25 protein-coding genes are annotated in these 21397 nt (G+C 67.5%); 5 read left to right on the plus strand and 20 right to left on the minus strand.

What is annotated here, in order from left to right:
- Nucleotides 1-66: 66 nt before the first annotated feature.
- Both WKW79_RS12365 and WKW79_RS12370 read right to left on the minus strand, forming a co-directional pair.
- Nucleotides 67-1386, minus strand: a complete 1320-nt coding sequence (locus tag WKW79_RS12365; RefSeq protein ID WP_340335447.1) for a sulfatase family protein — start codon at nucleotides 1384-1386, stop codon at nucleotides 67-69.
- Nucleotides 1387-1394: 8 nt separating this feature from the next.
- Nucleotides 1395-2387, minus strand: a complete 993-nt coding sequence (locus WKW79_RS12370) for a Bug family tripartite tricarboxylate transporter substrate binding protein (protein ID WP_340335448.1) — start codon at nucleotides 2385-2387, stop codon at nucleotides 1395-1397.
- A gap of 83 nt (nucleotides 2388-2470) precedes the next feature.
- On the opposite strand from WKW79_RS12370, the gene WKW79_RS12375 reads away from it, so the two are divergent.
- Nucleotides 2471-2983 (plus strand): MarR family winged helix-turn-helix transcriptional regulator, encoded by a 513-nt coding sequence (locus WKW79_RS12375; RefSeq protein ID WP_340335449.1) that lies wholly within the window; start codon nucleotides 2471-2473, stop codon nucleotides 2981-2983.
- Between the two features lie 25 nt (nucleotides 2984-3008).
- Here WKW79_RS12375 and WKW79_RS12380 read toward each other — a convergent pair whose 3' ends face one another.
- From WKW79_RS12380 to WKW79_RS12410, 7 genes are all read right to left on the minus strand, one after another.
- A complete protein-coding gene (locus WKW79_RS12380; protein WP_340335450.1) occupies nucleotides 3009-3845 on the minus strand; it encodes a siderophore-interacting protein in 837 nt (278 codons plus the stop codon).
- Nucleotides 3846-3847: 2 nt separating this feature from the next.
- The gene (locus tag WKW79_RS12385) at nucleotides 3848-4441 is read right to left on the minus strand and encodes a PadR family transcriptional regulator (RefSeq protein ID WP_340335451.1); all 594 of its coding nucleotides are present in this window, start codon (nucleotides 4439-4441) and stop codon (nucleotides 3848-3850) included.
- Nucleotides 4442-4530: 89 nt separating this feature from the next.
- Nucleotides 4531-4956 carry a DUF1810 domain-containing protein gene (locus WKW79_RS12390; RefSeq protein WP_340335452.1) on the minus strand — a complete coding sequence of 142 codons (426 nt, stop codon included), beginning with the start codon at nucleotides 4954-4956 and terminating at the stop codon, nucleotides 4531-4533.
- Between the two features lie 5 nt (nucleotides 4957-4961).
- Nucleotides 4962-5141, minus strand: coding sequence for a hypothetical protein (locus WKW79_RS12395; protein WP_340335453.1), 180 nt, complete (start codon nucleotides 5139-5141; stop codon nucleotides 4962-4964).
- Nucleotide 5142: 1 nt separating this feature from the next.
- Complete coding sequence (locus WKW79_RS12400) at nucleotides 5143-6249, minus strand: mechanosensitive ion channel family protein (RefSeq protein WP_340335454.1); 1107 nt, start codon at nucleotides 6247-6249, stop codon at nucleotides 5143-5145.
- Nucleotides 6246-8498: an FUSC family protein gene (locus WKW79_RS12405; RefSeq protein ID WP_422823882.1), complete on the minus strand. Its 2253-nt coding sequence runs from the start codon at nucleotides 8496-8498 to the stop codon at nucleotides 6246-6248. The genes WKW79_RS12400 and WKW79_RS12405 overlap by 4 nt, the downstream gene beginning before the upstream one ends.
- Nucleotides 8498-9523 carry an inositol monophosphatase family protein gene (locus tag WKW79_RS12410; protein WP_340335456.1) on the minus strand — a complete coding sequence of 342 codons (1026 nt, stop codon included), beginning with the start codon at nucleotides 9521-9523 and terminating at the stop codon, nucleotides 8498-8500. The genes WKW79_RS12405 and WKW79_RS12410 overlap by 1 nt, the downstream gene beginning before the upstream one ends.
- A gap of 114 nt (nucleotides 9524-9637) precedes the next feature.
- Here WKW79_RS12410 and WKW79_RS12415 point away from each other — a divergent pair, with 114 nt between their 5' ends.
- Together WKW79_RS12415 and cysE are read left to right on the plus strand one after the other, a co-directional pair.
- Nucleotides 9638-10405: an RNA methyltransferase gene (locus tag WKW79_RS12415; RefSeq protein WP_340335457.1), complete on the plus strand. Its 768-nt coding sequence runs from the start codon at nucleotides 9638-9640 to the stop codon at nucleotides 10403-10405.
- Complete coding sequence (cysE, locus tag WKW79_RS12420) at nucleotides 10389-11207, plus strand: serine O-acetyltransferase (RefSeq protein WP_340335458.1); 819 nt, start codon at nucleotides 10389-10391, stop codon at nucleotides 11205-11207. Before WKW79_RS12415 ends, cysE begins: the two co-directional genes overlap by 17 nt.
- A 355-nt stretch (nucleotides 11208-11562) precedes the next feature.
- Here the strand turns inward: cysE and mog are convergent, their stop codons facing one another.
- A complete protein-coding gene (gene mog / locus WKW79_RS12425) occupies nucleotides 11563-12147 on the minus strand; it encodes a molybdopterin adenylyltransferase (RefSeq protein WP_340335459.1) in 585 nt (194 codons plus the stop codon).
- A 116-nt stretch (nucleotides 12148-12263) separates the two neighbouring features.
- Complete coding sequence (yjgA, locus tag WKW79_RS12430; RefSeq protein WP_340335460.1) at nucleotides 12264-12920, minus strand: ribosome biogenesis factor YjgA; 657 nt, start codon at nucleotides 12918-12920, stop codon at nucleotides 12264-12266.
- 100 nt (nucleotides 12921-13020) lie between these two features.
- Here yjgA and pmbA point away from each other — a divergent pair, with 100 nt between their 5' ends.
- On the plus strand, nucleotides 13021-14403 hold the full coding sequence (gene pmbA, locus WKW79_RS12435) for a metalloprotease PmbA (RefSeq protein WP_340335461.1): 1383 nt from the start codon (nucleotides 13021-13023) through the stop codon (nucleotides 14401-14403).
- Here the strand turns inward: pmbA and WKW79_RS12440 are convergent.
- A complete protein-coding gene (locus WKW79_RS12440; protein WP_340335462.1) occupies nucleotides 14398-15294 on the minus strand; it encodes a LysR substrate-binding domain-containing protein in 897 nt (298 codons plus the stop codon). The genes pmbA and WKW79_RS12440 overlap by 6 nt on opposite strands.
- A 127-nt stretch (nucleotides 15295-15421) precedes the next feature.
- Here WKW79_RS12440 and WKW79_RS12445 point away from each other — a divergent pair, with 127 nt between their 5' ends.
- A complete protein-coding gene (locus WKW79_RS12445) occupies nucleotides 15422-16168 on the plus strand; it encodes a sulfite exporter TauE/SafE family protein (protein ID WP_340335463.1) in 747 nt (248 codons plus the stop codon).
- Here the strand turns inward: WKW79_RS12445 and WKW79_RS12450 are convergent.
- From WKW79_RS12450 to WKW79_RS12485, 8 genes are all read right to left on the minus strand, one after another.
- Nucleotides 16165-16626: an NUDIX domain-containing protein gene (locus tag WKW79_RS12450; protein WP_340335464.1), complete on the minus strand. Its 462-nt coding sequence runs from the start codon at nucleotides 16624-16626 to the stop codon at nucleotides 16165-16167. The genes WKW79_RS12445 and WKW79_RS12450 overlap by 4 nt on opposite strands.
- Before the next feature lie 80 nt (nucleotides 16627-16706).
- A complete protein-coding gene (locus tag WKW79_RS12455; protein WP_340335465.1) occupies nucleotides 16707-17156 on the minus strand; it encodes a GatB/YqeY domain-containing protein in 450 nt (149 codons plus the stop codon).
- Nucleotides 17157-17248: 92 nt separating this feature from the next.
- Nucleotides 17249-17461 (minus strand): 30S ribosomal protein S21, encoded by a 213-nt coding sequence (gene rpsU / locus WKW79_RS12460; RefSeq protein ID WP_007833691.1) that lies wholly within the window; start codon nucleotides 17459-17461, stop codon nucleotides 17249-17251.
- A gap of 152 nt (nucleotides 17462-17613) precedes the next feature.
- Nucleotides 17614-18849: a BaiN/RdsA family NAD(P)/FAD-dependent oxidoreductase gene (locus tag WKW79_RS12465; RefSeq protein WP_340335466.1), complete on the minus strand. Its 1236-nt coding sequence runs from the start codon at nucleotides 18847-18849 to the stop codon at nucleotides 17614-17616.
- Between the two features lie 2 nt (nucleotides 18850-18851).
- Entirely contained in the window at nucleotides 18852-19163 is a 312-nt protein-coding gene (locus WKW79_RS12470; protein ID WP_340335467.1) for a type II toxin-antitoxin system RelE/ParE family toxin, read from the minus strand.
- Entirely contained in the window at nucleotides 19160-19381 is a 222-nt protein-coding gene (locus tag WKW79_RS12475; protein ID WP_340335468.1) for an addiction module protein, read from the minus strand. Before WKW79_RS12475 ends, WKW79_RS12470 begins: the two co-directional genes overlap by 4 nt.
- A 64-nt stretch (nucleotides 19382-19445) precedes the next feature.
- Complete coding sequence (locus WKW79_RS12480) at nucleotides 19446-20231, minus strand: YaeF family permuted papain-like enzyme (RefSeq protein ID WP_340335469.1); 786 nt, start codon at nucleotides 20229-20231, stop codon at nucleotides 19446-19448.
- Nucleotides 20231-21358, minus strand: coding sequence for a sterol desaturase family protein (locus WKW79_RS12485; RefSeq protein ID WP_340335470.1), 1128 nt, complete (start codon nucleotides 21356-21358; stop codon nucleotides 20231-20233). Before WKW79_RS12485 ends, WKW79_RS12480 begins: the two co-directional genes overlap by 1 nt.
- Between the last annotated feature and the right edge of the window lie 39 nt (nucleotides 21359-21397).

Below are 21397 nucleotides of genomic sequence, written 5' to 3' on the forward strand. Positions count from 1 at the left end.
GAGTCCGTGTATTTAAATGTCAACCGGACAAATGGCCAGCGCCATCTGGTGCATTGCGAAGTGGAATCAGCGCTGTGGCATGTCCTTCGCGGAGTAGCCGAGGCTGACCGTTGCGTCGGCGGGGATGGGTGGCATGGTGGCGTTCCAGGCCAGCCAGTCGTTGCGCATCGCGGCCAGGCGCTCGGGTTCGCGCTTGGCGCGGTTGGCCCGTTCACGCGCATCGGCAGGAATGTTGAAGAGGTATTCGTTGCCGTCGACCTGCAGGTATTTCCAGTCACCGTCGCGTAGGGCCCGCTGGTCGCGATGGTTCATGCGCCAGTGCATGGGCCTCGCGAAGAACTGCGAAGGATCGCGCAGCACCGGCAGCAGGGATACGCCATCGAGCGGGTACGCCGGGTCCGCCGCCGTGCCGGCCACCTCCAGCATCGTGGCCGACCAGTCCATCGTCATGCAGTGCTGTGCGCTCTCGCCGCCGGGACGGATGGTGGAAGGCCAATGCGCGATCCAGGGCACACGGATGCCGCCTTCGGTCAGGTCCATCTTGCCGCCCACCAACGGCCAGTTGTCCGAGAAGCGCTCGCCGCCGTTGTCGCTGGTGAAGACCACGAGCGTGTCGTCGGCGATGCCGGCCTTCTCGAGCGCGGCCATGATCCAGCCGATGCCTTCGTCCATGTGATGGATCATGCGGCGGTAGGTGTCGACGTTGCCGCCGTCGAGATGGAACAGGTTGTCGGCTACCTGGGGCGCGGTGCCTGCATCGTCGCGCGTTTCCCAGGGCCAATGCGGCGCGGTGTAGGTGAGGCAGAGGAAGAAGGGATCGGGCTGCGCGCTCATCCGTTCGATGTAATCCACGGCACGGCGCGAGAATAAGTCCGTGAGATAGCCCTCCGCGAACTTCTCCTCGTTGCCTTCGTACAGGTCATGCGTGCCGCGCGAGTCGCAATGGGTGAAATAGTCGACGCCGCCCGACAACGGTCCGAAGAATTCTTCGTAACCAGATTGCAGCGGCCCGAAGGCGGGCGGATAGCCCAGGTGCCACTTGCCGACCAGCGCCGTGCGGTAGCCGGCCTTGCGCAGCAGCGAGGGCAGCGTCGGATGCTCCGGTGGCAGGCCCAGCGTAGTGCTGCCGCGCGACTTGCTGTTGATCGGCTCCTCGGCCGCGCCGCGCAGGCGGTACTGGTAGCGCGCGGTCATCAGCGCGAAACGGGTCGGCGAGCAGACGGGCGAGTTCGAATAGCCGTCGGTGAAGCGCAGGCCACGCGCGGCCAGGCCGTCCAGCACCGGCGACACCGGGCCGAAGCTCGCATCGCGCCCGCCGTAGCAGCCAAGGTCCGCAAAGCCGAGGTCGTCGGCCACGATGAAGATGATGTTGGGGCGCTTGGTCATTCGGGTGCTCAGTCGTTCGCCTGGAAGTTGACGGCTTTCATGATCGTGGCCCAGCGCGCGGTGTCCTCGCGCATGGTCTTGAGCAGGGCGTCGGCGTTGTCGCCGGTGGGGTACATGCCGTTCTGCAACAGTTGCTGGCGCATTTCGCGTGTGTTCACGGCGCGTGTGAATTCGGCACGCAACTGGTCGACGATGGGCTTGGGTGTCTTTGCGGGCGCGTAGTAGGCGAACCAGGCAGTGGCGATCACGTCCCTGTACCCCGCTTCCGAAAAAGTGGGCAGGCTGGGCATCAACGGCGAACGCTTGTCGCCGCTCGTCGCGAGCACCTTCACGCGGCCGCTCGGCAGCATCTGCAAGGCGCCGCCGACGGTGTCGAAGTAGACCGGGATGCTGCCGCCCATCACGTCCTGCCGCGCCGGCGTCGAGCCTCGATAAGGCACATGCACCATCTGCAAGCCGGCCGCGCGGTTCAGCATCTCGCCGAGGAAGTGCGAGGGCGTGCCGGCGCCATAGGAGGCGAAGCTGACCGCGCCGCCCTGCGCCTTGGCCCAGGTGATGAACTCGGCCAGCGTGTTGGCCGGCACCTCCTTGTTGACCACCAGCGCGAGCTCGAAGCGGGCCGCGTTGATGATCGGCTGGAAGTCCTTCACCGGGTCGTACGAGAGGCTCTTGTAGGCGCTCGGGTACATGGTCATCATGCCGGCCGTGCCCAGCAGAAGGGTGTGGCCGTCGGGCGCCGCGTTCTTCACCGCCTCGACCGCGATGCGGCCCGCCGCGCCGGATCGGTTGTCGACGATGAGTGGGCCGAGCGAGTCCCGCACCTGCTGCGCAATGGCACGCGTCAGTACATCCTGGGTTCCGCCCGCGGGCACGCCGATCAGCACCTTGATGGGCGTGCCGGGCGTGATGGCGTTCTGCGCCGTGGCGAAGGGCGTCAGGGCGATTGCGCCGAGGGCGGCCAGGGCGAGGCGGCGGCGTTGCAGGTCGGGTGCCAGGGGCATCGATGTCTCTCCTTGTGGGCGTTGACTCACTTTAGAGCGCGGACAATCGATTCATCTAATCAACCAATCCCCGGATTTTCCCGATGGCCGAGGCGCCGCCCCCGCTCGACGACCTGCTGCTCTACCGCATCAGCCGCCTGCTGTCGGTGGCCGGCGGCATGGTGATCCGCCTGTGCGAAGGGCGCTTCGGGATCACGCGGCGCGAATGGCGGCTGCTGGCGACGCTGGCCAGCCACGGCGCGCTCGGGTCCTCGCAACTGGCCGGGCATGCGCAGCTCGACCGGGGCCGTACCTCCAAGGCGGTGGGCTCGCTGGTGGCCAAGGGACTGGTGTCGCGCAACCAGCCGGTGGGCGACAAGCGGCACGTGGTGCTGCGGCTGACGCCCAAGGGCGAGGCGCTGCATGCCGAGTTGCTGCCGCTCACGACGGACATCAATGCGCAATTGATGGGCGCGCTCGACGAGGCGGCACGCGCTTCGCTGGACGATGCATTGAAGTGCTTGCAGGCCCGGGCCGATGCGCTGGTGGCGGCGGCCGATCTGCCGAAGGCCGACCGGCGCCGGCGCGGTAGCGTTCCTTCACCAGAGCGCGACTGACGCTTTTTGCGTCGCGTCGCAGCGCTCACTCGTCGTGCGAATCGTGTGTGGCGGCGGCACCCCGGCGCCAATAGCCTGAGGCGCGAATCCACTTCGGATTGGCGCGGCACTCGTTGACGAGGTAGGCCCGCACCGCCTTGGCGGCGGCGGATTCGCAGCCCACCCAGCCGTGGAAATCGCCGGCCGGCAAGCGTGCGTCGCGCAGGGCGGTCAACAAGGGCGGCTCCGACGGATTCGCACCCGCGTCATTCCGGTGCACCCAGATCACTTCCACTTCGGCGCGGCTCTCCATCGCGATGTGATCGGCCGGCCCGTCCACTTCGGCCAGCACCAGCGCACGCGCGCCATCAGGCAATTCGGCCAGCCGGCGCGAGATCGCGGGCAACGCCGTGTCGTCGCCGACCAGCAGGTGCCAGTCGAAGTCCATCGGCACGACGAAGGAGCCGCGTGGCCCGCCGATGCCGATGACCTGGCCCGGCTGTGCCTGCTCGGCCCAGCGCGTGGCGGGGCCGGCTTCGTGCAGGGCGAAGTCGATCTCCAGCAGGCGCGCATTGGCGTCGAAGCGGCGCGGCGTGTAGTCGCGCATGATGGCCTTCGGGCCCGGCGGCCAGGACGGGCTGCCGTCGGCGCCGATGGTCGGCACGGTGAGCACGCCGGTCACGGCGTCGGGCAGCGTCAGCTTGACGTGGTCGTCGAAGCCCAGGCTGATGAAGCCTTCCAACGCATCGCCGGTCAGCGTGATGCGCACCAGGTGCGGCGTGACGCGTTCGACGCTGTGCACTTCGAGCTTGCGAAAGCGCAGCGGATGACGCACGCGCTGCGGCAGGCGGTCGGGGAGGGTGGCGAGGGTTTCAGTGCTCATCTTCAGATCTGTTCCAGTTGCTGGGCCGCGCTGTCGAGCACGGCTGCGAAGGCGCTGGCTTGCGCCGGCGTGAGGGGCTCGCGCGAGAGGCGCATGCGCATCGCGAGCTTGAGGTTTTCGATGGCGCGTGTGACCTGCGGAGGTCGTCCGCCGCGCGGGCCGGCGCCATCGACGCCGCCCTGCATGCGGGCCAGCATCGCATCGGCCGTGACGCGGTTGTCGGCCAGGAAGTCCTTCCCCGCCGGGGTGATGCTGTAGCGCTTGCGGCCACCGGCATCGGCCTCGTCCACGCTGAGGTAGCCCAGTTCTTCCAGCAGGGTGAGGGTGGGGTAGACGGTGCCCGGGCTCGGGCTGTAGCTGCCGCCGAGTCGGTCTTCGATCGACTTGATCAGTTCGTAGCCGTGGCTGGGCTTGTCCGAGATGAGTTGCAGCAGCACGAAGCGCAGGCCGCCGTGGCCGAACACGCGGCCGCCGCCTCGCATCCCTTCACGCATGCCGTCGCGATGGTGCTCGCCGCGACCGCGTCCGCCGCCACCGGGGCCGTCGCCGTGTTCGCCGCGGCGGATGCGGTGCTCGAAGTTCTTGAAATGGCGCATTTGCATGTCCTCTTGGCTTATTTAGATGCAATTACGATACATCTAAATTGAATCTAAAACAAGTCGGATGCAAGACGACCCTGATGGGATCAGGGTTCCAGGAAGGCCAGGGTGCGAGGGTCGGGAATGCCGTCGAAGTACTTGCGCAGGCAGGCGTCGAACACCGTCTTCTCCGGCGCCGCCTTGGCGAAGAGCGTCATCGACGACCGGAACTTGAGGTCGTCCGGCGGGCCGAGGATGAGGTCCAGCGGCGTGTCCGGCACTGCGAGGACCAGCGCGCTGCAGGCCTCCAGCCGTGGCCCAAGCAGCGGGTGCGCGAGATAGTCGCGCGCCTCGGCCAGCGACGCGAGCGCATAGCGGCGGGCCATGGCGCTGTGGCCCAGCCCATCAAGTTGCGGAAAGATGAACCACATCCAGTGGCTGCGCTTGCGGCCGGCGCGCAGCTCGGCCAGCACGGTGTCGTAGACCGGCGCCTGCGCATCGACGAAGCGTTGCAGGGCGTCCGGAGCGCTCATGATCGTCAGCGCGTGCCGTAGCGCGAGACGCCCGCGTCGATGGTGCCGAAGACCTCGACGCCGCTGCCGCCGCTTGAGGTGCCGGCGCCCTGGCTGCCGCTGGCGGGTGAGGATGGGGCCGTGCCGCAGCCGGCCATGAGGCCGAGCAGGGCCGCGAAGGTGGAAGCAATCAGGATCTTCTTCAATTCAGCTCCTTGAAGCGATGGCCGGCACACCATCCGGTGCCGGCGGCCCTTCAGCATACGACCCTGCGCCTGCTTCCTCCGTCCGAAGCTTGGGCAGATGTTGTGGGTATTCACGCTGCATGAAGGTCATCATTCCCTCGCGAATGCGGCAGCGCAGGTCGAAGGCCTGCCCCGCCGTTGCCGCGGTGGCCAGCATGCGCAACTGCATGCTGCGTTCGGTGACGTCGGTCACCTGCAGCACGAAAGTGCGGCCGTCCCATTCGGGCGCCGCGCGCACGATGCGCTCCAGCTCCGTGCGCAATGGCGCGAGCGGCGTGCCGTAGTCCACGTAGATGAAGGCCGAGCCCAGCAACTGCGAGGTGTGCCGCGTCCAGCACTGGAAGGGCTTCTCGATGAAATAGCTGAGCGGCAGGATCAGGCGCCGGTCGTCCCACAGCTTCATCACGACGAAGGTGCCGTTGATCTCCTCGACCGTGCCCCATTCGCCCTCGACCACGAGCACGTCGTCGAGGCGGATCGGCTGTGCCAGCGCGATCTGCAAGCCGGCGATGAGGTTGCTGAACACCGGCTTGGCCGCGAGACCCACGATCAGGCCGATGATGCCGGCCGAGGCCAGCAGGCTGGCGCCGACCTGACGCGCCCCCGGAAAGGGCATCAGCATCAGCGACACGCCCGCCACCAGCACCATCCCGAGCGCCGTGCGCGACAGCACGCGCGCCTGCGTGTGGATGCGGCGCGCATTCAGGTTGTCCGCGACATGCGCCGGGTACTTGGTCAGCAGGCCTTCGGTGAAGCCCGAGATGGCCCGCGTCAGCAGCCAGGTCAGCGTGGCGATCACCAGCAACCCGGTGAGGTGCCGCACGTTGTTGATGTAGTGCAGATCGTCCGGCGCCGCCTGCCACACCATCTGCAATGCGATCAGCGGCAGCGCCCAGCGCGCGGCCGAGCGAGCCTTGTCGACCATCGCGTGCAACCCCGGCGTGGGCCGCGTGACACGCATCAGAACCAGGCCGCCGATGCGGTAGGCGACCAGCGATGCCGGCACGGCGATCAGCGCGGCCAGCCAGGTGCCGAACCAGGGGTGATTCAGGAGCAGCTCTGTGTTCATGAAGCGACGGAAGGGGACTCGGCGAGGGATGCCGACGACGGTTGCAGGATGCGCGCCGCGTCGTCCCGGAGCTGCGTCGCGATGCCCGTGGCCAGGTCGAGCCGGCGCAGCAGCCACGGGCTGATGTCGTTGTCGAAGGGATCGGGCAGCGGGATCGCACCGCCCAGCGCGGTGGCGGGCGCGTTCGTGGGCAGCGGCGAGGACGCGATCGGCGCGCTGCCGATCAGCGATTCGATGCGCTCCGCGGTGCGCACCAGCGGCCCTTCGACTTGGCCCGGCGTGAGCCGGTCGCGCCGCAGCACCAGCATCGACTTGATGGCGCTGAGCTGCGCGAGCAACTGGTAGCTGTGGACCTGCAAGTGCTCCAGCGGCTCCAGCGGCGGGCGCACGGCACGGGGCTCGGCGAGGGAGCGCTGGGTGGCCTGCACCAGCGCGGAAAGACTGTCGAAGGCCTCGCGCCGCGCGAGCCGCCAGGCCAGCTCGATGCTGTTGTCGATGTCATGCAACTGGCCCAGGCCCAGTGCCAGCCGCGCGTGCAGCGCCTGCGCGACCAGCGTGCGCCGCACCAGGTCCGGAATCTGGCCGCGCTCCCAGGACGGCAGCACGTAGCAGAAAGCCCAGGAGACGGCGACGCCGATCAGCGTGTCGGCGATGCGCTCGACCAGCGCGAAGGTCGTGCTCGCGCCGACGTTCAGCAGGTGCGCCTGCACCAGGCCCAGCACGGTGCCGGCCACGGATGTGACGAGGTACTTGCGCACCGCGAAGCCATGCGCGATCGCCTGCGCGAAGGTCACGCAGGCGAGCAGCACCATGGCCGACGGATGCGTCGCCAGCAGGCCCACGGCCAGCACGCAACCCAGCAAGGTGCCGGCCACCCGGGCATTGCGCCGCTCCAGCGTCTGGGACAGGCTCCCGCGCAGCACCACCACGATGGTCAGCAGGATCCAGTAGTCGTGCGAGCCCCAGGGCATCCAGACCGCGATGGCATAGCCGACCGCGATCGCCAGCGTGGCGCGGATGGCATGGCGCAGCGGCGGCGCGTCCCAGTGCCACAGCGTCATGAAGGGCCGCCAGGACCAGGCGGTCGGGCTCACGAACACGCGCCAGTTGGCGCGCACCACGGCCAGGTCGGGCTCGATCTCGTGGCGCATGAGCTGGTTCAGCCGCAGCACCTCGTCGTTGATGTGGCCGATGCGGTTGGCCAGGCCGCGCGCCAGCACGGCAGGCGACGGGCCGGCATGCGGCGGCGCATGCGGGTTGTCGGACGGCAGGTGGATCATCGACAGGCGTGGCCGCAGGTCGGCGAGCGGGCCCGGCGTGCGGAACATCAGCATGGCATCGGCGATCGCGACGACTTCATCGGACAGCTGTTCCATGACGGCGCGCATCTCGGCCAGCGCGGGCGCGTGTTCGGGCAGCTTGGTGAGCGCGTCCAGGTCGAGTTCGCTGGCCAGCAACTGGTCGCGCATCTCCAGCACGATCACCAGCATGCCGGCCAGGCGCTGGCGCCTTGGCGTGCGCGGCGATTCGAGGGCGATGTCGCGCGCGCCCTGGATCTGGTCGGCGAAGGCGGCCGTCTGCTGCAACAGCCGCCCGAGCAGCGGCGCGGGCGTGTCGCGCACGTCGCTGGTCTCGTCGGGCGCCTTGAACTGGCTGGCCTCGGTGCGCATCAGCGCGGCCATCGAATACAGCACGTCCGCGATCATCTGCGTGCGGTAGCGCCCGTTGAGCGCCAGGTTGGCCAGCGTCGAATAGAGCACGTAGAGCCCGGCACCCAGCGCGAAATGCCATGTGCGCTCGATCGCCTCCAGCATGCCGGTCGGCGCCGGGGTCGCCATCGAGAAGATCATCGCGAACATCACGGCGATGGCGATCCCGATGCCGCGCTTGCCCCAGGCCATGGCGCTGAAAGCGATGAAGGTGGCGGGAATGATCACCATGCCGAGCCGGATCGGCATGGAGTGCAGCACCTGCACCGCGAAGAAGAGCGGGATGGACAGCAGCGGCGCCGGCAGCATCTGCAGGAACTTGCCGCGGCGCGGGCCGGGCTGGTCGGGCGGCGTGGCCACGATCACGCCCACGGTGGCCGCGGCGCTGGCGATAGCCCCCAGCCACAGGTGCACCAGGCCGGAGATCAGGAACAGGCCGAGCGCGACCGACAGCCCGTTCGCAACATAGTGGCTCAACGCGACGCGCAGCGCAGCGCGCGTGCGCTGCGCCGCGGCGGCGTGTGGCGCCACCCCTTGCATCACTCGGCGGCGGGATCGGCCGGCGTGGCGACGGGTGGGCGGGCGCGGGTCAGCTTGCGGGGCTTCGCTGAGGCAGCAACGGGAACGGAGTCGATGGCATCGGATGCCGTGCCGCCATCGGGCTGCTGCAGGTCGACCGTGCTGCGGGCATAGAGGTCCTTCGACGAGTCGACGGCGCGGATGCGGTCGCTGGCCGCCATCTTGTCGTCGACACCGGCGAACTTCGAATACTTGGTCAGCAGCGGCACCAACTGACCGTAGATGCGCGGCGCACCGGCCAGGCATTCGCGCTGTTCCAGGAAGTCGGGCTCGCCGGTGAAGTTGCCGATCAGGCCACCGGCCTCGGTCACCAGCAGCGAGCCGGCGGCGATGTCCCAGGGGTTCAGGCCGGTCTCGAAGAAGGCGTCGCTGAAGCCGGCGGCCACATAGGCCAGGTCCAGTGCGGCCGAGCCGGGGCGGCGCAGGCCGGCGGCGCGCGGCATCAGGTCGGCCATGATGGCCAGGTACTGCTTGAAGTTGTCGCCCTGGCGGAAGGGGAAGCCGGTGGAGATCAGGCACTCGTTCAGGCGGGTGCGCTTGCTCACGCGGATGCGGCGGTCGTTCATGAAGGCGCCGCGGCCCTTGGTGGCGGTGAAGAGGTCGTTGCGGCTCGGGTCGTAGATGACGGCCTGCTCGATCTTGCCCTTGACCGCGAGCGCGATCGACACGCAGTACACCGGGAAGCCGTGGATGAAGTTGGTGGTGCCGTCGAGCGGGTCGATGATCCAGACGAATTCCGAATCCTTGGCGCCATGCTCGGTGCCGGATTCCTCGGCCAGGATGCCGTGGCCGGGGTAGGCCGTCAGGAGAGTTTCGATGATCACGCGCTCGCTCGCGTGGTCCACCTCGGTCACGAAGTCGTTCACCTGCTTCTGCGAGACGCGCACGGCCTCGACGTCGAGCGCGGCGCGATTGATGATGGCGCCCGCGGCGCGTGCGGCCTTGATGGCCACATTGATCATGGGATGCAGATTGGGTGAAGACATGGACTGTGAGAAAGAACGCGGGGCCCGCGGGCCCGGTGGATACGACCCGGCGATGCGGGCGGCGACAATCCCCCGAGTTTACCCGCAGGCCCCTTTCCGTCCCCCATCGACCTCATGCGCACCCGCTTCATCCTGATCCAGACCAGCCATGCCGGCAACGTCGGCGCCGCCGCGCGGGCGATGAAAACCATGGGCTTCGGCGACCTGGTGCTGGTGGCGCCGCGCTGGGCCAACGTGCTGCGGCGCGAGGAGACGATCCAGCGGGCCAGCGGCGCGCTGGACGTGCTGGCCAACGCCCGCATCGTCGAGACGCTGGACGAGGCGCTGGACGGCATCACGCATTTGTGCGCCACGGCGATGATCCCGCGCGACTTCGGCCCGCCGACGCGCACGCCGCGCGAGCACCTGGAGCCGCTGGCGAAGGGGAGCGAGCAGCATGTGGCCTTTTTGTTCGGCTCGGAGCGCTTCGGGATGCGCAACGAGGACGTTTATCGCTGCAATGTGGCGTTGAGCATTCCGGCGGATCCGGCTTTTGGCTCCTTAAACCTGGGGGCGGCGATCCAGTTGATTGCCTATGAATGGCGGCTGGCGCTGGGTGGGTTCGAGGTGCGCGATGTGGCGCCGGTGCAGTTGCCGGCCGATGCGCAAGCCGTGGCCGGCATGCTGGCGCATTGGGAGCGCTCGCTGGTGCAGATCGGCTTCCTGGACCCTGCCGCGCCCAAGAAGCTGATGCCGCGCTTGCAACAGTTGTTCAACCGCGCGCAGCCGACGCAGGAGGAGATCCACATCCTGCGCGGCATTGCCAAGGCGATGGTCGATCCGCACCGGCCGCCACTCGACGGGGAATCCACAGCGTCCGTAGGTGATGACACGGGGCCTTAGACTGCGCTTCCCCTATCGATATCACCCAAAGATGTTTGCCCGAATCCGCTCCGACATCCAGTGCATCCTCGAGCGCGACCCGGCCGCCCATTCGGCTTGGGAAGTGTTGACGCTGTATCCCGGCCTGCATGCCGTGGTGCTGCATCGTCCGGCGCACTGGTGTTGGAACCATGGGCTGCGCTGGCTCGGCGGTTTCATCTCGCATTTCTCGCGCTGGATGACGGGCATCGAGATCCACCCGGCCGCGAAGATCGGAGAGCGGGTGTTCTTCGACCATGCGATGGGTGTCGTCGTCGGCGAGACGGCGGAGATCGGCGATGGCTGCACGATCTACCAGGGTGTGACCCTTGGAGGTACTTCGCTCTACAAGGGCACGAAGCGGCATCCGACGCTGGGGCGCAACGTGGTGGTGAGCGCGGGGGCGAAGGTGCTGGGCGGGTTCACCGTGGGCGATGGGGCGCGGATCGGCGCCAATGCGGTGGTGATCAAGCCGGTGCCGGCGGGTGCGACGGCGGTGGGGATTCCGGCGCGGATCATCCCGGGCAAGGCGGATCGGGCGTCGGGCGAGAACGGTGAGAAGTTCCTGGCTTACGGTGTGACGCAGAGCGACGATCCGTTGTCGCTGGCCATGCGCGGGTTGATCGACAACGCATCGTCGCAGGAGCACCAGATTGCGCTGCTTTGGCAGGCGATCGAGACGCTGTCTGCGGAGCGGGGGAAGAAGTCGGATTGCGTGCCTTGTGACGCGGCGCGGGATGAGTGTTTTGAGGCTGAGAAGCTGACGGAGTTGGTGGGCAAGTAACGCGTTGCGCTTACATGTGCGCTCGCTGCGGGGAGCGCCCGGCATGCGGTACGGGCCGTGCGACCCTACTGCGGCGGCCCCTTCGGGGCTCCCTTGCGGTGCTCGCTTTTCGCGGGGTCCACATGAACTCGCTTCGCTCAAACAGCATGTGGCCCCGTTGGTATCCGCATAACTTCGCTGCGCGAAGTGAGCGGATCCCCGCTTCGCGAGCCGCCCAAAGCTGCGCTCCTCAGCATCGCAGAAGGGTCACCCGACCCGCACCGCATACCGGGCTTTGGGTGTTTGCGGCCGTCCGTTTCCGCTTCCTGGTCAGCCTGCCTGCGTACACATCACCGGGCGCAGGCGACCTTTTCCCTTACTTCGGCCGGATCGCCGCCTTCGGCCGCCATGCCTTGCACACGCTGTCATCCGTGTCGAAATACGGGCCGCCGATCAAATCAATGCAGTACGGCACGGCCGCGAAGATGCCCGGCACGATCTGCTTGCCGTCGGCGTCCTTGAGGCCTTCCAGCGTTTCAGCGATCGACTTCGGCTGGCCCGGCAGGTTGAGGATCAGGCACTTGTCGCGGATCACGGCGACCTGGCGCGACAGGATGGCGGTCGGCACGAAGTGCAGGCTGATCTGGCGCATCTGCTCGCCGAAGCCGGGCATTTCCTTGTGGGCGACGGCCAGCGTGGCTTCGGGCGTCACGTCGCGCAGGGCAGGGCCGGTGCCGCCGGTGGTGAGCACCAGCGAGCAGCCGGCATCCACCAGTTCGATCAAGGCGGCGCTGATGGCGGCCTGCTCGTCGGGGATCAGGCGGGCTTCGAAGGTGATCGGATTCAGCAGGGCCCGGGACATCCACTCCTTCAACGCGGGCAGGCCCTTGTCTTCGTAGACGCCGCTCGACGCGCGGTCGCTGACCGAGACGATGCCGATTCGCACTTCATCAAAGCTCACACCAAAACTCCATTCAGTTTTCTTGAAATTCCGCGGGCCGGCTCTGCCGGCCGCTGGCATAGCTCCGCGCGGAGTTGCCCGGCGTCATGAGGGACGCTCGCCTCGGGGCAGCGCCCCTATGCGTCGTCCTCGCGCTCCAGGTCTTCCGACTGGGCGACGTGGTCCGCATTGCCATGAGCGGCCAGTTGTTCGCGCACAATCTGGAACACGTCCCGGTACGCCTTGCCCTGGCGCGGCGCTTCGCCGGGCGGGCCGGCCTTGATGTCCTTGCGGGCCTGGCGCACCAGGGCGCGCAACTGTTGGGCGTCGGTGGCGGGATGGGTTTCGATCCAGCCGCCGAGGGCATCGTCGTCGGCGATCAGGCGGTCGCGCCAGCGCTCGGCTTCGTGCAGCATGGCGGTCTCCTCGGCGGGGGCGCGGTGCTGTTCGGCGAGGGCGGCGCGCACGGCGTCGAGCACCTCGGGGTCCAGGCCGCGCATCAGCTTGCCGATGAACTGCATCTGGCGGCGCTTGCCTTCGAAGTTGGTGATGCGCTTGGCTTCGCGGATCGCGTCGGCCAGTTTCTCGCCGAGGGGCAGCGGGTCGAACAGGCCGGCGCGCAGGGTCAGCAGGTCTTCGCCGAGCTTTTGCAGTTCGGCGCTCTCGCGCTTGAGTTCGGTCTTGCTGGCTTCGTCGGTACCCTTGAGCTCGCGCTTGAGTTCAAGGTCGAGCTCGCTGCCTTCGGCAACGAACTGGCCGCGGACGAAATAGCCTTTTTTGGGTTTGCGTGACATGTGCAGGCGTGGGGATTGGGCGCGTTCTGGAAATCCGGAACGGGCCTTTGGGAGGAACCGCGTCATCCGACACAGGGGGCGCAAGTATCATAGCCACTACATGAAGACCACCCCAAAGACATCGCCCGCGCCTGCGGAATCCGGCTTTGCCTACAGCCGCCCCTTCTTTGAAAACCTGGTCGATACGGCCCTGGCGCATGCCAAGCGGCTGGGCGCGACGGATGCCGGCGCGGAGGCGTCGGAGGGTTGCGGGCTCAGCGTCTCGGTACGCAAGGGCGAGTTGGAAAACGTCGAGCGCAACCGCGACAAGTCGCTGGGCATCACGGTCTACGTCGGCCATCGCCGCGGCAATGCCAGCACCTCCGACTTTTCCGAAGCCGCCATCGCGCAGACCGTGCAGGCGGCCTACGACATCGCGCGCTTCACGGCGGAAGACCCGGTCAGCGGCCTGCCGGACGTGGAGGACATCGTCACGGAGCAGCCCGACCTGGACCTGTTCCACCCGTGGGCGGTGACGAGCGAGGAAGCCGCGCGCATCGCGCTGGAATGCGAAGCGGCCGCGATGTCGACCGACAAGCGCATCACCAACAGCGAAGGCGCGGGTGTCTCGGCGCAGCAGAGCCATTTCTTCAGCGCGCATACGCATGGTTTCCGCGGTGGCTATGCCAGTTCGCGCCACTCCATTTCGGTCGCGCCGATCGCCGGCAAGGGCGACGACATGCAGCGCGACGCCTGGTACAGCTCGATGCGTTCGGCCGATGAACTGGCGGCCCCGGCGGCCGTGGGTCGTTACGCCGCGGAGCGGGCGCTGAGCCGGCTCAAGGCGCGCAAGATCAAGACGGTCGAATGTCCGGTGCTGTTTGAGTCGCCGCTGGCCGCTGGCCTGCTCGGCGGGCTGGTGCAGGCAACGAGCGGCGGTGCGTTGTATCGCAAGAGCAGCTTCCTGCTCGACTCGCTTGGCAAGCAGGTGCTGCCCGACCACATGGATGTCGCCGAAGACCCGCATGTGCTGCGCGGCAAGGGCAGCTCGCCCTTCGACGATGAAGGCGTGACGACCAAGGCGCGCAAGGTGGTGGACGCGGGCCGGCTCGAAGGCTATTTCCTCAGCACCTACTCCGCGCGCAAGCTCGGCATGAAGACCACGGGCAACGCTGGCGGCTCGCACAACCTGACGCTGCGTTCGCGCCTCACGCAAGCCGGCGACGACCTGGACGTGATGCTGGCCAAGCTCGGCACCGGCCTGTTCGTGATCGAGTTGATGGGGCAGGGCGTCAACTACGTGACGGGCGACTACTCGCGTGGTGCCAGCGGCTTCTGGGTCGAAAAGGGACGCATCGCGTTCCCGGTGCAGGAGATCACCATCGCCGGCAACCTCAAGGACATGCTGATGGGCATCGAGGCCGTGGGCGCCGACGTCTACAACTACGGCGCGAAGTCGACCGGCTCGGTGCTGGTCAATCGCATGAAGGTGGCGGGCTCATAAGCCTGGGTCTTGCGGCAGCAGGTGCTGCAGCAGGCGCCGTGCATTCGGCGAGAGTTCATCCACCTGGCGCACGCAGGCCAGCAGCTTGCGCGCGGCCCAATCGTCGGTGAGCCGGATGGGCCTGATCTTCATGGTCGCGGCGCAGCGTTCGGCGGCCGTTAGCGGCACGATGCCGACGCCGATGCCCTGTTCGACCATGCCGCAGATCGCCTCGAAGCTGCCCACGCGCACGCGGTAGTTCAGCCGCCTGCCGATCCGCCGCGCGTGCTGGGCAATGTGCTGCTGCAAGGGGCTGGCTGCGGACAGCCCGATGAAGTCGCCATCGGCCACATCGGCCAGCAGGGCGCGCCGGCGCCGGGCCAGTGCATGGCCGCGCGGCACCACCAGTACCAGGTCGTCGCGGCGGAACGCAGCATGGGCGAGCCCTTCCACGTCCACGGCATCCGAGACGATGCCGATGTCGCAGAGGCCGCCGCGCAATGCGTCGACGATCTCGGGACTGGGCCGCTCCTCGAGGTCGACCGACACGCGCGGGTGTTCCGCCAGGAAGCGGCTCAGCGGCGCGGGCAGGTGTTCCGTCATGGCGGAGGTATTGCATTGCACGCGGACGTGGCCCTTGAGCCCCTGGCCGTATTCGCCGAGTTCCCCGTGCAACTGCGCCATCTGCTGGAGCACGACGCGTGCGTGGTGGAGCAGCGTTCGTCCGGCTTCGGTCGGCGCCACGCCTTGCGCATGGCGCGACAGCAGGGGCGTGCCGAGCGTGTCTTCCATGCCGCGCACGCGCTGGCTCGCGGAGGCCAGGGTCATGTGCGTGCGCTCGGCGCCGGCGGTGATGCTGCCGGCCTCGACGACGTTGAGAAAGAGCCGCAGGTCGGTGAGGTCGAATCGCATGGCCGCCAAGGTAGCACGGGATGCAGGCCGGGGCTCAGTCCCAGGCTGAGGCTGGCTGCGCGAGATCCGCATTTCCTGAGGAAGGCTTCGGCGGCAGACTTGCCGCAGCAAAGGAGCAAAGCGATTCATGACGATCTGGACTGCCTGGCTGGCCACCGCCGCCGTATTCCTCATGGCCGGGATGGTCAAGGGCGTGATCGGGCTGGGCCTGCCCACCGTGTCGATGGCGATGCTGGCGCTGTGGATGCCGCCGGCGCAGGCGGCCGCGCTGCTGATCGTTCCGTCGCTGGTCACCAATGTCTGGCAGGCCGGTCCGCTGAAGGCACTGCCGGGGCTGTTGCGCCGGCTGGGCGGCATGCAAGTCGGCATCGTGCTGGGCACCCTCGGCGGTTCCGTAGCCTTTGGCGCGCCCTCGGGTGCGGGGGCCGAGGTGGTGCTGGGACTGGCCCTGATCGGCTACGCGATCTGGGGACTCGCAGGCTGGCGCGTCCAGGTGCCGGAGCGGCATGCGGGTTGGCTGGGGCCGTTGGCGGGCGCGCTGACGGGCCTGTTGACGGCGCTGACGGGTGTCTTCGTGCTGCCGGCCGTGCCCTATCTGCAAGGGCTGGCGCTGGAGCGCGACGCGCTGATCCAGGCCATGGGCATTTCGTTCACCACGTCGACCCTGGCGCTGGCCGGGGGCCTCGCATTGAGCGGCGGCTATGCCGGCGCCTCGCTCCAGAGTTCCCTGCCGATGCTGCTGCCGGCATTGCTCGGCATGGTGGCCGGCACGGCGTTGCGGCAACGGCTGCCGGTGGCGACATTCCGGCGCTGCTTCTTCGCCGGGCTGGCACTGCTGGGGGCCTACATGGCGGCGAAGCAGTTGCTCGCCTAGGAACGCAAGGTGGCACGCACGCGTTCGATCACGCGCTGGTAGGGCGGGGCGAAGTCATCGATCGTGTCGTCGGCGGCCAGCCAGCGGAAGGAGAAGACCAGGCCGTCTTCCTCGGGGCTGCCCATGGCGATGTGTTCGAAGGTCTCGGGCAGCGGCGCGCTGCTGCGCATCAGGTAGAGGTGCCAGAGCTGCGGGTGGCGTCGCTTGTTGCCTTCGACGCCGGCTTCGCAATAGCGGTCCATCGTCCCGAGGTCTTCAAGTTGGCCGGCGTACGCGATGCCCGATTCCTCGAGCAGTTCACGCCGCACGGCATCTTCCGGATGCTCGCCCGGCTCGACGGTGCCCTTGGGCAGTTGCATGCCGCCGTCGACCGGGTGGTCGAACACCAGCAGGCGGCCTTGCACATCCACAAGGCAGGCGCAAGCCTTGAGGACGGGGCGGCCCGGCGCTGTGTCCATGAGCCCCCAAGCTCGGCACTGCGTGTCCTCGCTGCCCCCCGAGGGGGCGCGAGCTCGCTTGGGGCGGCCCGGCGCTTCGCTCATGCGCCGCTGAGTGCCGCCTTGACCGCCGCGCTGACCTGGCCCATGTCGGCCTTGCCGGCCAGCTTGGTCTTGACGGCGCCCATAACCTTGCCCATGTCGCCGGGGCCCTTTGCGCCCAGTTCGGCGACGATGGCCTTGACCTCGACGGCCACTTCATCGGCGCTCATGCGCTGCGGCAGGTAGACCTCCAGCACCTTGATCTCGGCGGCTTCCTTGTCGGCCAGGTCGGTGCGGCCGCCCTGCGTGAAGGCGGCGACCGAGTCCTTGCGCTGCTTGACCAGCTTGTCGACGATGGCCACGACCATCGGGTCGTCCAATTCCACGCGCTCGTCGACTTCCTTCTGCTTCATCGCGGCCAGCAGCAGGCGGATGGTGCCGAGGCGCTCGGAGTCCTTGGCGCGCATCGCGGTCTTCATGTCGTCGGTGATCTTTTCCTTGAGGCTCATGGCGAATCCTGGAGAGGGGGCAAAAACAAAAGCCGCGGCAGGTCACCCCGGCGCGGCTCGGTTCACTGGCGCGGGGCCAGCGGAAGCTGTGCTTAGTACAGCTTCTTGGGGAGCTGCATGCTGCGCACGCGCTTGTAGTGGCGCTTGACGGCAGCGGCCTTCTTGCGCTTGCGCTCGGCGGTCGGCTTTTCGTAGAACTCGCGGGCGCGCAGGTCGGTCAGCAGGCCGAGCTTTTCGATGGTGCGCTTGAAGCGACGCAGTGCGACGTCGAAGGGCTCGTTTTCTTTAACGCGGATGGTGGTCATTGATGATTCGTTGAACTGGATTTGGCCCGGAGAGATCGAGGCCCCGGACCGGGGTTCCTCAACTGAAAATTTTGGCGGCCGTTGAGGGGAGGCCAGAAGTTAGCCAAAGATTATAGCAACAAATGGCTCGCGGGCAGCTTTTAGCACAACGATCAGGCCGATGAAAGTGCCGCGGCACAGGCGAAGGCGCTGGCCCAGGCCCACTGGAAGTTGTAACCGCCGAGCCAACCCGTGACGTCGACCACCTCGCCGATGAAATGGAGCCCGGGCTGCTTGCGCGATTCCATGGTCTGGGACGAGAGCTCGCGGGTGTCGACGCCGCCGGCCGTCACCTCGGCCTTCTTGTAGCCCTCGGTGCCGGCGGGCGTGATCTGCCAGCGTTCGATGCGCTCGGCCAGCGCCTGCAGCGCACGGTCGGCCGCCTCGTTGATGGGGCGCTGCAGGGCCGGTTCGCCGTCGACCCAGGCATCGGCCAGGCGCGAGGGCACCAGCGTCGCCAGTTCGTTGCCGATCCGCTTGCGCGAGCGGGCCTTGGCCTCGCCCAGCGCGGCGGCCACGTCGGTGCCGGGCGCGAAGTCGATCGTCAGCGGCGTGCCTTCCTTCCAGTAACTGGAGATCTGCAGCACCGCCGGGCCCGACAGGCCGCGATGCGTGAACAGCAGGTCTTCCAGGAAGGCCATGCGCTCCTTCTTGGCGCCGGTCTCGATCTGCACCGGAAGCGCCAGGCCGGCCAGGCCCGCATAGGGCGCCCAGCCTTCGCCGGCGAAGGTCAGCGGGACCAGCGCGGGACGCGGCGGGATGACTTCCAGGTCGAACTGGCGCGCGATGCGGTAGCCGAAGTCGCTCGCGCCAAGTTGCGGGATCGACAGGCCGCCGGTGGCGATGACGAGGTTCGGGGCCGCGACCGGGCCGCGGCTGGTGTCGACCTGATAGCGTCGCGCGCCGCCGTCGGCCGCCGAATACGCCACCGACTTGACGCTGCAAGGCTGCCAGTGGATGACGCCGCCGTCGGCGCATTCAGCCAGCAGCATGTTGATGATCTGCTGCGACGGGCCATCGCAGAACAACTGGCCCTTGTGCTTCTCGTGGTGCGCGATGCCGTGGCGGTCCACGAGCGCGATGAACTGCTGCGCGGTGTAGCGCGACAGGGCCGAGCGGCAGAAGTTCGGGTTCTCGCCGACGAAGTGCTTCTGCGGCGCGCGCGGGTCCAGGTCGCGGTTGGTGAAGTTGCAGCGCCCGCCGCCCGAGATGCGGATCTTTTCGGCGATGCGTTCGCTGTGGTCGATCAGCAAGACTTTCAGGCCGCGCTGGCCGGCCTGAGCCGCACAGAAGAGGCCAGCGGCGCCTGCGCCGATGACGACGACGTCGAATTGCGTTGCGTCAGACATGTTCAGCGATCCTGTAGACGCGCCCGGATTGATGCTGGGTTTTGGCGGCAATCCAGGACGGCCGTGACGATGGCGACGTCGTCGACGACTTCGTAGTAGATGGCAAATGGAAATCGCTTCGAGAGCGTTCGATGGAAGTCGCCATGCGACCTGGGGTGGATGCCTGCAAACAGGCGGAGCGACTCGATATCCGCAATCAGGCAGTCAAGAAAGTAGTCACCGAGGCGATCGGCTTGCATTTCATAGAACCAGAAGCCGGTTTGAAGATCCGCCTGCGCCGAAGGCAGGAGCTCGATGTCATGCACCGGCGTCAATGTGGCTTGTCGTCGCGCAAGGCGCGAAGGTGGCGCTTTACCTCGTCCCAAGGCAGTGTGTGGCCTTGCGCGAGTTCCTTGCGTCGCTGCGCCAGGACCTCCTGGTGCCACGCTGGACTGGGGTCATGCGCCGGGTCGTGACTCAAGGAATCCCACAGCGCTTCCATGGCGGCGAGGCGCTCTGGCAGCGGCAAGGCTGCGAGTTCGGCGATTTGCATGGTGGGCTCCAGGACGTTCGGGCAGAGGAAAGCCGATGCTAGCAAAAGCGCCCCCTCGGGGCCTTCACCGCGAGGTCGCCCCATCCGCCGTGATGACCGGCACCGGGTTGTATTTCAGATGCCCCACATAGCGCAGCGGCTGTGTCGCCGGGATCGACGGCACGTCGCCTTCGCGCATGTGCAGCAGGTCGGCCGGACTGACCCAGCGCGGGTCGGCGGTGGTGATCGGGGCGCCGGCCTGTTTGTAGGCCTCCAGCACGAACTGCGAGCAGAAGAATCGGTCGTTGCGGCTGGCGCCCAATTGCACGGTGGCCATGCCGGTCATGCAGAAGTTGCTGACCGGTGACGGCACGCCCGGCAACTCGCACACGCGGCGATTCAGCACGAAGGGTGCATCCAGCATCACGCCGACCGTGTTGTAGGGCGTGCCGACCTGCGACAGCGCCCACGCGCGCATGCGCTCGATGTGGGCGGCGTCCAGGCCGGGGGCGCGGAAGGCCACCACCATCTGCTCCTCCGCGATGACTTCGGCCAGGCTGCGCGCGCGAACGCCGCTGCCCACGGCCTCGGCGATGCGCCCGTCACCCAGGTAGAGCACCGCATGGCTGACCGGCGCGAAGCTGCCGAGACGGATGCCGAAGGAGGTGAGGGTGGCGACCGAGGTCAGCAGGATGTCGCCGGGCTCCAGCGAAGCGGCCGTGATGAGTTCACCGCCGTTGCCTGGCGCAATGGCGGAACTCTGGATGCGAAGGGCCGGCGGTGTGTCACGCGTGGGGAGGTCGACGCGCGAAGCGCAGGCCGACAGCAGCAGCGCCGCGCCCGTCGCGGCGACCAGGGCAGGGAACTTCATCATCCCTTCCAGACGAACGGAAACTTGAGCTGCTTGAAGAAGCCGTTCGGCACGTAGTCGCCGACCACGCCATAGTGCTCGGGCCACAGCTTGGTGCTCTTCACGGCGGTGCCGAAGAGGTAGTCGAGGAAGGCGTAGTGCGCAGCGTAGTTCTTGTCGATCGCCTCGTCGTCCTGGCTGTGGTGCCAGTGGTGGAAGTTGGGCGTGACGATGATGTAGCGCAGCGGCCCGAGGCGCACGTTCACGTTGCAATGGTTGAACACCGCCTGGAAGCCGACCACCACGATGTACGCGTCGATCACGTCCTTGCTGAAGCCCAGCACGTAGATCGGCGCCAGCACCAGCGTGCGCGTGATCAGCAGCTCCAGGATGTGCTGGCGCGAGCCGGCCATCCAGTCCATGCTCTTCACGCTGTGGTGTACCGCGTGCAGGCGCCACAGCAAAGGGACCTCGTGGTAGCCGCGGTGCGTCCAGTACTGCACCAGGTCCGCCACCAGGATGATCAGCAGCAGCCCGGCCCAGAAGGGCAGGTCGGCCACCCAGCCGCGGATGCCGTCGTTGGCGGCCCAGCCGAACAGCTTGTGCACCAGCAGGTTGGTCGCCAGCAGTACGAAGCCGACGATCATGTGGTTGACGATGAAGTGGTACAGGTCGGTCTGCCATTCATCGCGGAACACGGGCTGCTCCTTGCGGTAGGCGAACAGCTTCTCGATGAAGATGAAGATCAGCGAGGAGCCAAGCAGGTCGAGGATGAACCAGTCGAGCCCGATGTAGGGCGTATGGTCGGGGAAGTTGCTGTCCACCGGCACCTTGTGGCCGCCGAGCAGCAGCGCGGCCGCGACCAGCAGGAACGCGAAGGCCGACAGCCAGCGGGCCCGGTTGAAGATCACGTTGACCAGCGACAGGCCGCCCGCGATCACCATCGCCGTCAGCAGGATGTAGCGCATCACGTCGACGTTGTAGCTGCGCCGCAGCTCCGGCGTGGTGAGGTACTGCGGGAAATGGAAGGCCAGCACCCCCAGGAAGCACAGGATGCCGAGCGTAAGCGCGATGGTTCCTGTGACTAATCCCTTGCCCGGCTGGAGTTCGCCGTGGCTCTCGCTGAATTCGTTGAGTTTTCCGAGCATTTCTAGCTTTCCGCCATCGGGTCGCACATGGATCATCCC

Origin of the sequence: Variovorax robiniae, assembly GCF_037889955.1 — a bacterium.
GTDB classification, from domain to species: Bacteria; Pseudomonadota; Gammaproteobacteria; order Burkholderiales; family Burkholderiaceae_C; genus Variovorax; species Variovorax robiniae.